The sequence below is a fragment of the Photobacterium iliopiscarium genome (assembly GCF_003026395.1).
Classification (GTDB): domain Bacteria; phylum Pseudomonadota; class Gammaproteobacteria; order Enterobacterales; family Vibrionaceae; genus Photobacterium; species Photobacterium iliopiscarium.
Genome location: NZ_PYOO01000001.1, coordinates 786937 through 799560, shown reverse-complemented (window position 1 = coordinate 799560; position 12624 = coordinate 786937). Strand labels below are relative to the sequence as shown.

Below are 12624 nucleotides of genomic sequence, written 5' to 3'. Positions count from 1 at the left end.
TTAAAATATATCGCTCTTCTTATATTCTAACTGATTTTTACAGTTTTATCTTAAAGCTATTTTTTTGTTTCATTTTATGCCTTATCACCAATAAAATATTCCATATAATCAATGCGTTATAAAATCATGTCAATTTATTGTTGCACACACAACAAATTAGCGTTAGATTACCACCTTTATTGTTGTATAGGTAACAAAATGAAAGAAAAAATGTATCAATATATTATTTATAGCGTACTCACTATCGTCGCTTGTTTTTCCCTCTTTTTATTGATCAGTGATAACGTGGCCCCCTTTACAACCCAATCAACCTTGTACCGAGCGGTTGCTAATATCTCACCACAAGTTTCAGGTGTGATCACCAATGTGGCAGTTGAGAATGGTCAAAAAATCAATAAAGGTGAGCTACTGTTTACCATTGATCCTGCTCCCTATGCGCTTAAAGTACGTCAAGCACAAGCAGATTTAGCCCAAGCGGATCAAAATTATTCAGCACAAACTCAACAGTTAGTTACAGCTAATCAATTATTAAAACAACGCCAATTACAATCACATAATGCGGCTATCTCATTAGCTAGATTTGAACGATTAATTAATAAAGGCTTAGTGACTCGCCAACAATTTGATGATGCACAAACACAAGCAGCAGTCGCAAAAAGTGCTTATCAGGGGGCTAAAGCGGAAGTATTACGTATAAAAGCGTTGTTAAATGGAAAATCTAACAATGCCGCTGTTGAATTGGCCCAAGTTAAACTTGCTCAGGCACAATTAGATTTAACACATACCCGTGTGATTGCCCAAACCACAGGTACGATCACCAACCTACAACTACAAGTGGGGAGTTATATTAATCAAGCTACCCCCGCTCTGTTTATCGTTAATGAAAACAATGTCTGGTTAAGTGCCGATTTTAATGAAAAAGGGATGACTCAGTTACAACCTCAACATTTAGTCTACATTGCGTTTGATGCGATTCCTGGCAAAGTATTTACGGGTGAAATAAGCAGTCAAGATAGGGCTGAATTTGATGCTGAAAATCCTAATAACCAACTTTCAAGCGTGACTAACGATAAGCATTGGATCCGTGAACTACAGAAAATTCGCACTCGTATTTCGGTTAAAGATCTTGATCCTGCTTTGATTTCAGGTGCTCGTGCCAGTGTTATGGTGCAAAGCAATAATCCAATTATCAATACAATAGCGCAAGTGTGGATCAAGTTAGTCGCTATTTTTCACTATATTTACTAGCGAGTAAGGCGTTATGACGTTTAATAAAAATGACACGAATAGCGCACTACGGATCGCGCTAACCATCACCTTTTGTATGTTAATTGGCAAGTTGGCTAATTTTAATTCACCGGTTTATTTTGCACTTTATCCAACACTATTAATGACCAAAGGACGTCAATTTTCATGGTCTGGTATTGCCACCATGTTTTTACCCACATTTATGGCGGCAAGTGCAGCATTAATAGTCAATAATCTTTTTTATAATCACCCCTTTATTATTTGGAGTATCAGCTTATTTTTCTTTGATTTTATGCGGCGTCGAGCCAATACGCCGGCGAAATTAAATCAACTATTAATGCCAACGTTTAATTGGATTTTAATCATTATTTTTGCTCAACATACTGATATGAATATGCCCATGAGGATCCATGAAATATTACTGGCGATGATTATTACTGCGGTAGTTGCCAAAACAATGATATGGCTATTTCCGGTTACTCAAAAACAGCCACCCTTTACCCCGATGCCAACATTTAATATCAGTTATCAACATCGTTTTATTACTCTAAGTTTGCTCGGTATTAGTGTCGCATTTCTTATGGTTGTTAATTTAATTTCAGCTGTCTTCTGTCTGGTACCTGTTATTGCCGCAGCAACACAAATAAGTCGAGCTAATTATATAAAAACCGTGAAGTTACGATTCATCACGCAGATTGGGGGTTGTATGATTGCCCTGATTTTTTCAGTTATCATAATGGGACATCAGACCATTATTCCTTATTATGCATTTATTCTTGGGGGGCTGATCTTTACTTTAGCGATGATGATGAGTACCAGTAACGGCCCAGAACGAGATATTCATGCTGATACTATTTTAGCGACAGTCTTACCGATTCAGCTCTATTTAGGGAATAATACTCTTAATTTAAACAGTACCTTTCTACGCAGCTGGGAACTGGCGGTGACTTTAGGTATATTGTTTTTGATCCATTTTTTATGTTCAACAAAGAGAACCTAATGCATTCTGTTATTACTAATATACCCGAATTGGATAGTAGCCTAAGCTTTACCATTGGGATTACTTACAAACAATTTAGAACCCTTGCGAACCAATCACTCAGTTCTAAATTTGATATTACTCTTGAAATGTTAGGCGCATTACGGGTATTAGATCATTTAGGTGAAATTCCTCAGCAAACCGTTGCCGAAGCATTACAACGAGAGCGTTCAGTAACAAAACGTTTAATCGATAATTGTATTAAACGTGAATTAGTTGAAGCAAAGAAAAGTGCTGACAATAAAAAAGCCCGTTATTTAACGCTTACGCCGAAAGGGATAACGGTCAAGCAACAAGCAGATATCATCATTAAAGCGCTTACAGTTGATTTTTATGCTCCCCTTAACGCACAAGAGTGTGAACAATTATTATCCCTTTGCCGCCGGCTAGTAAAAACCGATTTCATTTTAGGCAATGACAATTAATCCCTTTAATAATGCAATGAGCTGTTAGTACTCTATAGTTAACAGCTCAATATTCTTCAAATAATGCCCATATCTTCATCTAGATTCATTAATAGCTCTATGTTATAACATAACAAGAATATTGCTATTTACCCTGAATCATTATCACTCATCAATGATGAATATGGAGTCTACTTAGATGCGTTTGAATGCCCTTCCCTGTTTTATATTATCCATTGCAGCGTTATTACCGATAACCAGTCAAGCACACCCCCATTCTTGGATAAGTATGAAAACCTACATTGAGGGAAATAGCACTCAAATTACAGGGTTTAAAATGGTATGGACATTTGATGCCATGACCACCGCCTATATGCTTGATGGTGAGAATATGTCGCCCGAACACAAAGACCAAACATTAAAAGACACCGCGCAATCTGTGATGGAAAACATGAAAAATGCGCACTATTTTACCTATTTTTATGATAATGAAACCCCCATTAAATACCATATTCCTGCTGGTGGTGAATTGGTTAAACCTCGCGCCAAAGCCACACTGACCTTTGAATTACCACTAGCAAAACCTAAAACTATCACTAAAGATTCGTTAAAATTATTGATCTTTGAACCAAGCTATTATGTTGATATGTCATGGGATAATAAAAGTGACATTATCTTGTCACCCGAATTAGCAAAAACATGTCGTTTTACATTAGTTGAGCCAAATCCAACACCAGAACAAGTTACTTTTGCGATGTCGATTCCAGCAGATGCCGATCCTGATAATCAATTAGGGCAAGTGTTTACACAATCAGTAAAACTACACTGCGATGTCAACACCACGACACCTTCCACCAAATAGTTTTAATTTAGGATCTACCCCATGAAATCCGGCAATCATTTACCTTTAGAGGCTGATAATCCCCCGTCAATATCATCTTGCTCTCATCACCAACATTCCCATGAACAAGCAGAGACGCGCGCTACACCGATCTCATGGGTAATACGAATGAGTGTTCTAGTGTTATTTATAGCGACTGGCTATGTTTTATGGCAACAATGGCCAACAATGCTAATGGAAAGTATTAAATGGCAACGCGATATTAATGGTCAATTAAGTGATTTACTTTACGATGCGCAACAAAATATCACCGCCGCTTATTCATTGGCGGGCTTGAGTTTTCTGTACGGTATTTTTCATTCGCTAGGCCCCGGTCATGGCAAGATGATTGTCACTACTTATCTCGCTACTAACCCTGCAAAAATAAAAGCCAGTTTGATCATGACCGTGGTTTCGGCTTTTGTACAAGCCGTTGTTGCTATTACACTCGTTAGCATTCTGTTGGTGTTTTTCAAATCATCAATGCGACAAGTAAACGATGCGGCTGATCAATTTATTAGCTACAGCTTTATGGCAATGTTATTACTTGGGGTGATTGTTATTTACCGTAGCTTAAAGCAAGCATGGCAACTTAGAACGGCACAGCTGCACCACCATGATCATGGCGATAACTGTGGTTGTGGTCATAAACATTTCGCGAATGCTGATGAAATCAATCAGGCTACCAGTTTACGAGAATATATCGTCATCATATTCAGTATTGGTATCCGTCCCTGCACTGGCGCTATTTTAGTATTGTTATTTGCCAATATGGTTGGACTGTATTGGCTAGGTGTTATAAGCGCAATACTAATGGCTGTAGGGACAGCGCTGACTACATCAGCCATCGCATTACTGACCTTATCCGGTAAAAAAATCGTGAGTCGCTATTTAGCTACAAATGATCGCCAACGGACAATGACCAGTATTATTCTAAAATTATTCGGTGGCGTACTGTTGGTGTTGTTAGGCTTACTACTGCTTAACGGTCACAGCTATGGTATGTCGCCCGTCTTATAATCAAAAGATAACCAACAAGAACGACTAGCTTGATCTAGAAAATAAAAAGGTTGAGTGGTGATCACTTTCAATAAGTAAGTAAGTAAGAAAGAAATAACGACACACTCAACCTTCTTTATTGACTCACATCAGGTGATTTAATCACTCAATATCAATCAACACTAACACCTTGGTGTCGATATTCACGTAGAATTTGCTGCTCTGCGATGGTCGATAAAATAAACATCATTACATAACCGAAGCCTAGCGCAACGATAATCGCCACCACATTAGCAGTAAATAATGCTAACAAATAATAGCTGATAACTAAGGTTACAATGCCACTTAATCGAATCATTAAACTCAGTGTAAATTTACCGTGGGCTTTAATATATGCTAACTGATAAGCATTGAGCATCATAAAAATAAAGAAAATAGAGAAATGAAATAATACAATCTCTGCGCCTTTATATTGTGCAGGGAAAATAAACCCAATAATATCTTTGCCCCCAATAAGCATAACCAAGAAAAAACTCACACTCACAATGACAGCTAATCGATATATCCAACGGCGGATAGCACGTATTTGAGCGTGTTCACCTTTACGTACACTTTGCGATAACTCTGGCAATACAAACCGATAAATAGGAAATACAAATAGCATTGTCATATAGGTAAAAATCGGCCGAACGACCACTTGGAAATCACCTAATTCATCTAAACTAAAATGAGTGATCGTTAGCAAAACCGCCGCGTAAATCATTAAAATACTGGCTCCAGCTTCTAAAGATGCCGTAAAACTTTTACGAACATAATTACGCATATTCGGATCCAGCTGCACCGTGGTTAGCGGTTTGGTCGCTATTTGTTTTCTGCGCTTCCAATACATAAAATGCGCCACAATCAATGAGGACGCCATAACGCTATAAAAAAGAGAAGCTAATGCGGTAAAATGAAACACGTAATAACAGCAGACAAAGGTGATAACATTTGATGTCGGTTCAATCCATGTCACTTTATTTGAGACGTCATATAAACGGTACATGGCGATTAAATTGGTAAAGTATATTTTTAACCCCATACCAAAAATAACACCGACCATTTCAAAATAGCCGACATTGATATGCAATTCATGCTTTATATAGGGTAAAACTAATCCCCATGTAATAAGTACAACGATAATTAAACTAAAGCGGAATATATTTATAATGTCATGATCATTATGCGTCTGGCTGTAGGTAACAACCATTGATGATCGAAAGCCTGTCATTAAAATCAATGATAACGATACAATATCAATAACACTATTAAATAGCGCTAAATCATCTTTTGCTACCCATTGTGCCAGCCAAACTTTAAACAAAAAGCCAATCGAAATACTGGCTAATGTTGCCCAAATACCCGCAACAAATGCTTTTTTTAATCGTGTTAATGTATCAACATCGTCAACTAAAGGAATGGCTTGCGATTCTTTCATGCGTAATAACTATAAATAAACATATAGATATGATACTGGATTTTCTGTATGAGATCTCAAGCGAATAACAGATTTAATCATTCACACCTAAAAAATATTATTATCATTTAATTTATAATGATTTTGTATCACCTAACAACGCATAAATCACTTCAAATTCAATACAATAACGTTCTAAATGATGTAATAAAAAATTCAGGTTTTTATTGATTCCATGGCTCACACAATAACGAATCGTTTTTTCCATTGCTTTGATTTTTAATCGAGCAATAATTAATCGATATTTTAATTGTTGATGCGGTAATAAGAAAAAACCCACAAGAGAAGCCATCTTGAATCCAAAGAATAATATAACGTAATATTTTTACGCATTCTAACAACTTTTAGAATAGAGTTAATAAGTTAAAATGAAATCAAAATTCTTGAAAATATTTTATAAACTCACAACTATATTCGAATTAATCTTTATTCTGACAAAGATTACAAATACAATTCTGGTTACAATTTAGTCTATATTAAATAGAATGTTCAGATTGCAATCTTAACAATGGCTCGGTATAACTAGATTTAAGCCTAATTACGAGCAGAACAATGAAAATAAGCCCCATAACATCATCACATTGGCAGCAAATTGAACGTATTCAACATCTAGCCTATGATGATGATTTACCCGAAAGTATTACCGTATTAAAAAGTAAAGTCGCAATATCACCGCAAACATGTTTTGTCTGTATTGATGAACAACAGATCGTTGGCTATCTCATTAGCCATCCTTACCATAGAGGCTCAACACCCAAGTTACATCAAATCAGTACCGCAATAGACAGTGCACATCTCCATCTGCATGATTTAGCCATCACACCAACAGCACAAGGACAGGGATTACCGAAATTATTACTGAACCATCTATTTACAATACTCAGCACAATGGACTATCAATCAGTCTCATTAATTTCAGTTCAAGATTCTATGAAATTTTGGCAAAAATATAACTTTGTTATTGATAAGAACTTAACGCCACCAACAAACTATGGTGATAATGCAGTATGTATGTATCGCGCAATATAAATATTGAGTAATAACATCAATACCCTTTAATATATAAATAAAAATAATACATATCACATGAATAAATTATATTACCGTAATGCAATTACGCCCATTATTTTTTGAATGGTAAACCGCCTTATCAATATTTTGAAGCACCAACTCAATTTGATCATTTTGTGGTGAAAATGACGTTAACCCAATCGATACAGTAATATGAATAGCCTGATCGTTATATAAGAAAGGATGTTGATTAACCGCAGTTAGAATTCGAGAACACACTTCCTCTGCATTAATTTTATTGGTTTGATCCATAAATAAAATAAACTCTTCACCACCCCAACGAGCAATAACATCCGTAGTTCGTATATTATTTAAGCATATTTCACTAAATATTCTTAAAATTTCATCTCCAGCATCATGACCATAAGTATCATTAACTCTTTTAAAATGATCGATATCTAAAAAAGCAATACTGTGTGTTAACGTAATATTAGCGAAAAATATCTGTCTCATTACTTTATTCATGTATCTACGATTATAAATATTGGTTAACTCATCAGTAAAAGTCGCTCGTTTCAAAATATTATTTGTATTGTTAATCCGTGTATTCGTCACAAAAATCTGACGTTCACGCTTATAAACATAGCAGAAAAAACCAATAACAATGACATATAACAATAGATGAATAATATAATATTTTTGAGCATTATATTTTTTATTTTGTATTGAAAACATCCACTTACCATTAGGTACAGGAACATTAAAAACGGTTATATCACCCGCCGTCTTATCAATAATATTATCAAATATCGTTAACATTCCACCATCGGGATTAAACCCTTGTATTTTATAAAACAAATGACCAGACGGTAACTTATTACTTATATTATCTAAGTCACTAAGAGCAATCAGAAAACCTATAAATTCTAATTGTTCATTAAAAATTGGCAGCCTTAAAATAAAAGATAATCGATTATTTTGGATTAATTTCACCGGCCCGATCAAGGTAAGAGATTGATTTTCAATTGATAATAATACGCCCTTGTGTCTTTTTGTTAATCGATTTAAATCATGCCCAATGGCCGAGTTATGCTTTGATTCAGGATATGTAAATCCAATAATCCCCTGCGGAGCAAATTGCAGCTCGGATATACTACTATTAGTTGATATAACTTCTTTTGCTAACACACTGAACTTATCAACATCATAACTTTTTGATTTAAATAATAAATTAAAGGTTTTCAAACTAACCACTAGGTTATTAATTTCATTATTAATAATCTTCGATACGTCTTGTTCAAAAACTAAATCATTTTTCTTATTCAGTAATTCATATTGTTTTTTTTCATTTAAAAAAAACATTTCCACAACGACTACAGTTAACAATAAAGAAATAATTATTGCTAAACTTGATGGGGTAATTTTTAACTTCATTATTAATACTTCAGGATGCATTAAAAAGTAAGATGAGTTCATCACATAACGATTAAACAGTGCTTATAATAACATTCATATGCTCGCACTTGTTATATTAGCTTATATACAAAGTTATGAATATAAAATACTCTCAAAATACATATTTCGTCACAATTTCAACGTCAATTTACAATATTTTAAGTAAATAATCCTTGAAAAGTAAATAATACAATAAAATTTATAAAATCGGAACAATAAATTCAATATTATAATTGCTCTTTTTTTAAACACTCATTACTGAATATCTTACATATTATTCATATTTTTGTACTAATTACATAATTTATAATAGTTTTTATTGACCCAATAACTGCAAATGTTTATTCTAAATGGGTAAAGCGGATATCGTATAATGGTATTACCTTAGCTTCCCAAGCTAATGACACGGGTTCGATTCCCGTTATCCGCTCCAATTCTATAAAATAATAACGTCCTACTTTTATCAAGATCATCTTTATTTTAACGATGGTAAAAGTGATTATTATTCTTATCTATAGCTGATTTAGCTTATCAACTCCGTAATCAAACCCTTTGTCTTCTGTGCTCAGACATAACGCTATCAATCGAATAACAACCTATAATAATGTCGTTTTTATAATCTATACCTGAGTATTTTATATAATCATATTTTTATTATAAAAAAAACGATATCAATAATTTGATATCGTCCTTTAACTTTTACTGTATATCGCATATGTACGTTAAAGTAACCTTTATGATTTATTCCATGCTTGAACAAATCCATCAGCTGAAATCTTAAAATTTAAATCTGCTTTTTGATTATAGACATTAACAAAAACATTATGGATGTTAACAATTTCAGTATATTTAAATTGTGTAATTAAGAAGGCTAATCCTTCATTTGTTGTTGGCGTAAAAACCCAATAATTTTTGCTATCTTCAGTTCTACGACAAATTTTATCCATTGTCACTTTGTGACCATTGATCGTCATTAAAACCGTTTTATCAAAACCATTTTTGTTACATTGACTTAGAAATCGCTCAAAACCATTATTGTTATATTTTGCTTTATAAAGCGAAAAAAAAATTTTTTGTTGTCCCTGCTGTTCATCAATCAATGATGATAAAACATAATGCCCATCAATCCCTGAAGAATTCCATTCAGTGGCATTTGCATGAACAGGTAATATTGCGGCACAAACCCAAGCAAGCCAAAAAAATTTACTCATATTATTCCTTTAACATCAATAAAATAAACAATACCTGCACGACATTGTTTTATCCAAACTTAATTTTTATTACATCCGTGTTTAAAAAACACTCCAACATAATAACGACAAATTTAGCAATGAGAATATTAAATAAAAACGAATCAGGGCTGATCACAAATAAAAATTTAACACGGTTTAAAACCACATCATTTTTGCGACTGATATCATCATAACTCGCACCCCATTACATTATGCAACAATATGATTACATTCATCGATTCTTTAATTTAATAAAGACAATCCTCATCATTAAAAATACTTTTACAACATACAAGTATTGCTTATCAATGCTAAAATGGCGCATAATACACAAATTATAAAATAGACATGGATTTTATTTGATGATAATCACACTATATACATGCCAGTGCATTAATTAGCGAATGAATTACTTATCATCCATCCATAAATCATTTCTTCTCAAGTCGGTTATTGAATGTACACCAATGTAATCAAGAATTCAGCTATCCCTTTAAGCTCTCATCATCAACTAACATTGCAGACAAATTTCCTGCGATTTATTGATGAGCATATCCATTTAAATGACGATAATGATTTCTTTGCTACATTAGTTTCGACTCGAATACAGACAATTAATCACTTAATGCCACTACAAACCGACAACCTATACCAATGTATTACTAGTGATTACGCACAAGAAATTAATGGTATTGTACCTCTAGAAAAGCTTGATCCTTATTATATTGAAATTGAAAAACAAGCCATTGCATTATTCGGTAATATTTTATATTGCTGGGCTGAATATGAAAGTTATTCTATTATCCAACGAGTGATTAAACATCCATTAACAAAAAATAATACCGCACACTTAATCTATAATGATGAAGATATAACAGAAGTAGTGCCGCAAATTGAAGAGGATAAACGCTTATTTATAACGCCATATTGTGATCTTCCAATAACATTAAGTAATGCAATTACATTAAAAACGATTGAAAATTTTGTGAAGAAAAAGCATTGTTATGAACTACTTTATTTTTTAGCTATGGCCATTAATGGTGAGTACGTTATCAGTTATCAGTATGATAAACATACACTGTTTCCAAAACTACTTACAAGTGCACACCTTTAGATCAAAATCCATGCATACAAAAATGCTCATACTATCAATAAGTATGAGCATCTTAATAATCATTTATAAGCCAGTCCACATCGCAGCACCTGCGGCCCAAACCTCAACATAATTTACGTTACATCGAAACTTTAAATAACCACGATTGTTATCTTTTTGATAATTAACGTATACCCAACCACGGTTATCCTTCGATTTATTGTCCACACTGTTATCAGACATTGCAGTAACGATATAATTTGTTTTAACAGCGATCCGTTGTTGGCACATTTCAATATCTTTAGCCGTCGGCGGTAGACGTGTTTCAGTTGTAATATCACAGCCGGCTAATAATAATAATGCGGTAACAAAAGCGTATTTTTTCATTGGCTACTTACGTTATTGATCATCAAGATTGTTACTAATAAGAGACATAACGTAGGTGCACGCTTGGGCTCTGTTAGCTTGTTTGCGCGGGATTGTATAGATAAATAAAAAAAATGATAGTAATAATTTGTTTATTTTAATGGTTTTTTGAACACTATCACTAATTAACTTTAAATATCTCTCACATATTTAAAATATTAAAAATGCTGTATATATACAAAGTATATTTACAGCATTTTAATAACAAATAAAATACGTTACGTAATTACAATTGTTGTCTGTTTTCGTTTAACCAGTTAAACCATGCATCCATCCCTTCACCGGTTTTTGCTGATAATTTAATAACCTGAATAGTAGGATTCACTTTCCGTGCATTAGCAATGCAATCATCTATATTGACATCAACATAAGGCAATAAATCAACTTTATTGATAATCATTAAATCAGCGGCTGCAAACATATTTGGGTATTTAAGCGGTTTATCCTCACCTTCCGTCACCGATAAAATCGCAACTTTAGAGGCTTCACCGAGATCAAAGCTTGCAGGGCAAACTAAATTACCTACATTTTCAATAAACAAAAAACCAGGTTCATTAATTGCAAGTTGATGATAAGCATCATGGATCATTTGTGCATCAAGGTGACAACCTTTACCTGTATTAACCTGAATAGCAGGAACAGCGGTTGCTCGAATACGATCGGCATCATTGCTAGTTTGTTGATCACCTTCGATCACAGCACAAGCACACTGATCTTTTAGTATCATTAAGGTTTCGGTTAATAAGGTTGTTTTACCAGAACCGGGACTTGAGACTAAATTAAGCACTAATTGTCGGTTTTCAATAAAATGCTCACGGTTATGCGCCGCTAGCTGATTATTATTACCCAGAATGTCCATTTCTAATGTTAATAACTGTCGCTGTGATACGCCAGCCACATGAACTTCCGCTTCACCTTTTCCATAGTGTAAATCACCCGTTTCTAAATGCTCAGGTTGATGCTGTACTTGATGATGGTGATGATCGGCATGATGATCATGGTTATGGTCGTGATCATGTGAATGTACGTGATCATTTTCATGCTCATGATGATGTCCATGCGTGTCTTGCTGTGGCATAACACCAGCAGGCAAAGAATAATGAACATGATGATGAACATCACCCTGATGGTGATAGTGGTGGTGAATCACAACTGATTGTGGTACTTCTGCCGCTAATTGATCGTTATGCTGGTGTGGATGTTCGTGATGATGATGTTCATCATGGCTGTGATCATGATGCTCATGTCTATCTTCGTGAGAATGGTGTTCATGAGAATGACCTTCAATTCGACTATCGCCGCAGCCGCATACGTTACACAT

The 12624-nt window shown here is 34.2% G+C and carries 13 protein-coding genes and 1 tRNA gene; 8 read left to right on the top strand and 6 right to left on the bottom strand.

Annotation, left to right across the window (positions count from 1 at the left end; all coding sequences use genetic code 11):
- Positions 1-198 precede the first annotated feature (198 nt).
- From C9J51_RS03225 to C9J51_RS03205, 5 genes are all read left to right on the top strand, one after another.
- Positions 199-1248, top strand: a complete 1050-nt coding sequence (locus C9J51_RS03225) for an HlyD family secretion protein (protein ID WP_045040108.1) — start codon at positions 199-201, stop codon at positions 1246-1248.
- A gap of 13 nt (positions 1249-1261) precedes the next feature.
- On the top strand, positions 1262-2248 hold the full coding sequence (locus C9J51_RS03220) for a DUF2955 domain-containing protein (RefSeq protein ID WP_045040107.1): 987 nt from the start codon (positions 1262-1264) through the stop codon (positions 2246-2248).
- Positions 2248-2712, top strand: coding sequence for a MarR family winged helix-turn-helix transcriptional regulator (locus C9J51_RS03215; RefSeq protein WP_045035500.1), 465 nt, complete (start codon positions 2248-2250; stop codon positions 2710-2712). Before C9J51_RS03220 ends, C9J51_RS03215 begins: the two co-directional genes overlap by 1 nt.
- Positions 2713-2890: 178 nt before the next feature.
- The gene (locus C9J51_RS03210) at positions 2891-3553 is read left to right on the top strand and encodes a DUF1007 family protein (protein ID WP_045040106.1); all 663 of its coding nucleotides are present in this window, start codon (positions 2891-2893) and stop codon (positions 3551-3553) included.
- Between the two features lie 21 nt (positions 3554-3574).
- Complete coding sequence (locus C9J51_RS03205; RefSeq protein WP_322788496.1) at positions 3575-4591, top strand: nickel/cobalt transporter; 1017 nt, start codon at positions 3575-3577, stop codon at positions 4589-4591.
- A 151-nt stretch (positions 4592-4742) separates the two neighbouring features.
- On the opposite strand, the gene C9J51_RS03200 is transcribed toward C9J51_RS03205, so the two are convergent.
- Positions 4743-6047, bottom strand: a complete 1305-nt coding sequence (locus C9J51_RS03200; RefSeq protein WP_107274861.1) for a lipopolysaccharide biosynthesis protein — start codon at positions 6045-6047, stop codon at positions 4743-4745.
- 112 nt (positions 6048-6159) lie between these two features.
- Positions 6160-6378, bottom strand: coding sequence for a hypothetical protein (locus C9J51_RS03195; protein ID WP_045040104.1), 219 nt, complete (start codon positions 6376-6378; stop codon positions 6160-6162).
- A 260-nt stretch (positions 6379-6638) separates the two neighbouring features.
- On the opposite strand from C9J51_RS03195, the gene C9J51_RS03190 reads away from it, so the two are divergent.
- Entirely contained in the window at positions 6639-7115 is a 477-nt protein-coding gene (locus tag C9J51_RS03190; protein ID WP_045035497.1) for a GNAT family N-acetyltransferase, read from the top strand.
- A 66-nt stretch (positions 7116-7181) separates the two neighbouring features.
- Here C9J51_RS03190 and C9J51_RS03185 read toward each other — a convergent pair whose 3' ends face one another.
- Positions 7182-8531: a sensor domain-containing diguanylate cyclase gene (locus C9J51_RS03185; RefSeq protein WP_164838164.1), complete on the bottom strand. Its 1350-nt coding sequence runs from the start codon at positions 8529-8531 to the stop codon at positions 7182-7184.
- Between the two features lie 380 nt (positions 8532-8911).
- Here C9J51_RS03185 and C9J51_RS03180 point away from each other — a divergent pair.
- A tRNA-Gly gene (locus tag C9J51_RS03180) sits at positions 8912-8985 on the top strand.
- A gap of 301 nt (positions 8986-9286) precedes the next feature.
- On the opposite strand, the gene C9J51_RS03175 is transcribed toward C9J51_RS03180, so the two are convergent.
- Positions 9287-9763, bottom strand: coding sequence for a hypothetical protein (locus tag C9J51_RS03175; RefSeq protein ID WP_045035495.1), 477 nt, complete (start codon positions 9761-9763; stop codon positions 9287-9289).
- 478 nt (positions 9764-10241) lie between these two features.
- Between C9J51_RS03175 and C9J51_RS03170 the strand changes: the two genes are divergently transcribed.
- Positions 10242-10898, top strand: a complete 657-nt coding sequence (locus C9J51_RS03170) for an acyl-homoserine-lactone synthase (protein WP_045035494.1) — start codon at positions 10242-10244, stop codon at positions 10896-10898.
- Positions 10899-10961: 63 nt separating this feature from the next.
- On the opposite strand, the gene C9J51_RS03165 is transcribed toward C9J51_RS03170, so the two are convergent.
- Both C9J51_RS03165 and hypB read right to left on the bottom strand, forming a co-directional pair.
- On the bottom strand, positions 10962-11264 hold the full coding sequence (locus C9J51_RS03165) for a hypothetical protein (protein ID WP_045040102.1): 303 nt from the start codon (positions 11262-11264) through the stop codon (positions 10962-10964).
- A 265-nt stretch (positions 11265-11529) separates the two neighbouring features.
- Positions 11530-12624 carry a hydrogenase nickel incorporation protein HypB gene (hypB, locus tag C9J51_RS03160; protein ID WP_045035492.1) on the bottom strand — a complete coding sequence of 365 codons (1095 nt, stop codon included), beginning with the start codon at positions 12622-12624 and terminating at the stop codon, positions 11530-11532.

Bases quoted from the DNA above. Each gene is read 5' to 3' on its own strand.
- C9J51_RS03225 (WP_045040108.1), top strand. From the start codon at position 199: ATGAAAGAAAAAATGTATCAATATATTATTTATAGCGTACTCACTATC.
- C9J51_RS03170 (WP_045035494.1), top strand. From the start codon at position 10,242: ATGTACACCAATGTAATCAAGAATTCAGCTATCCCTTTAAGCTCTCAT.
- C9J51_RS03215 (WP_045035500.1), top strand. From the start codon at position 2,248: ATGCATTCTGTTATTACTAATATACCCGAATTGGATAGTAGCCTAAGC.
- C9J51_RS03205 (WP_322788496.1), top strand. From the start codon at position 3,575: ATGAAATCCGGCAATCATTTACCTTTAGAGGCTGATAATCCCCCGTCA.
- C9J51_RS03195 (WP_045040104.1), bottom strand. From the start codon at position 6,378: ATGGCTTCTCTTGTGGGTTTTTTCTTATTACCGCATCAACAATTAAAA.
- C9J51_RS03165 (WP_045040102.1), bottom strand. From the start codon at position 11,264: ATGAAAAAATACGCTTTTGTTACCGCATTATTATTATTAGCCGGCTGT.
- C9J51_RS03220 (WP_045040107.1), top strand. From the start codon at position 1,262: ATGACGTTTAATAAAAATGACACGAATAGCGCACTACGGATCGCGCTA.
- C9J51_RS03190 (WP_045035497.1), top strand. From the start codon at position 6,639: ATGAAAATAAGCCCCATAACATCATCACATTGGCAGCAAATTGAACGT.
- C9J51_RS03175 (WP_045035495.1), bottom strand. From the start codon at position 9,763: ATGAGTAAATTTTTTTGGCTTGCTTGGGTTTGTGCCGCAATATTACCT.
- hypB (WP_045035492.1), bottom strand. From the start codon at position 12,624: ATGTGTAACGTATGCGGCTGCGGCGATAGTCGAATTGAAGGTCATTCT.
- C9J51_RS03210 (WP_045040106.1), top strand. From the start codon at position 2,891: ATGCGTTTGAATGCCCTTCCCTGTTTTATATTATCCATTGCAGCGTTA.
- C9J51_RS03185 (WP_164838164.1), bottom strand. From the start codon at position 8,531: ATGAAGTTAAAAATTACCCCATCAAGTTTAGCAATAATTATTTCTTTA.
- C9J51_RS03200 (WP_107274861.1), bottom strand. From the start codon at position 6,047: ATGAAAGAATCGCAAGCCATTCCTTTAGTTGACGATGTTGATACATTA.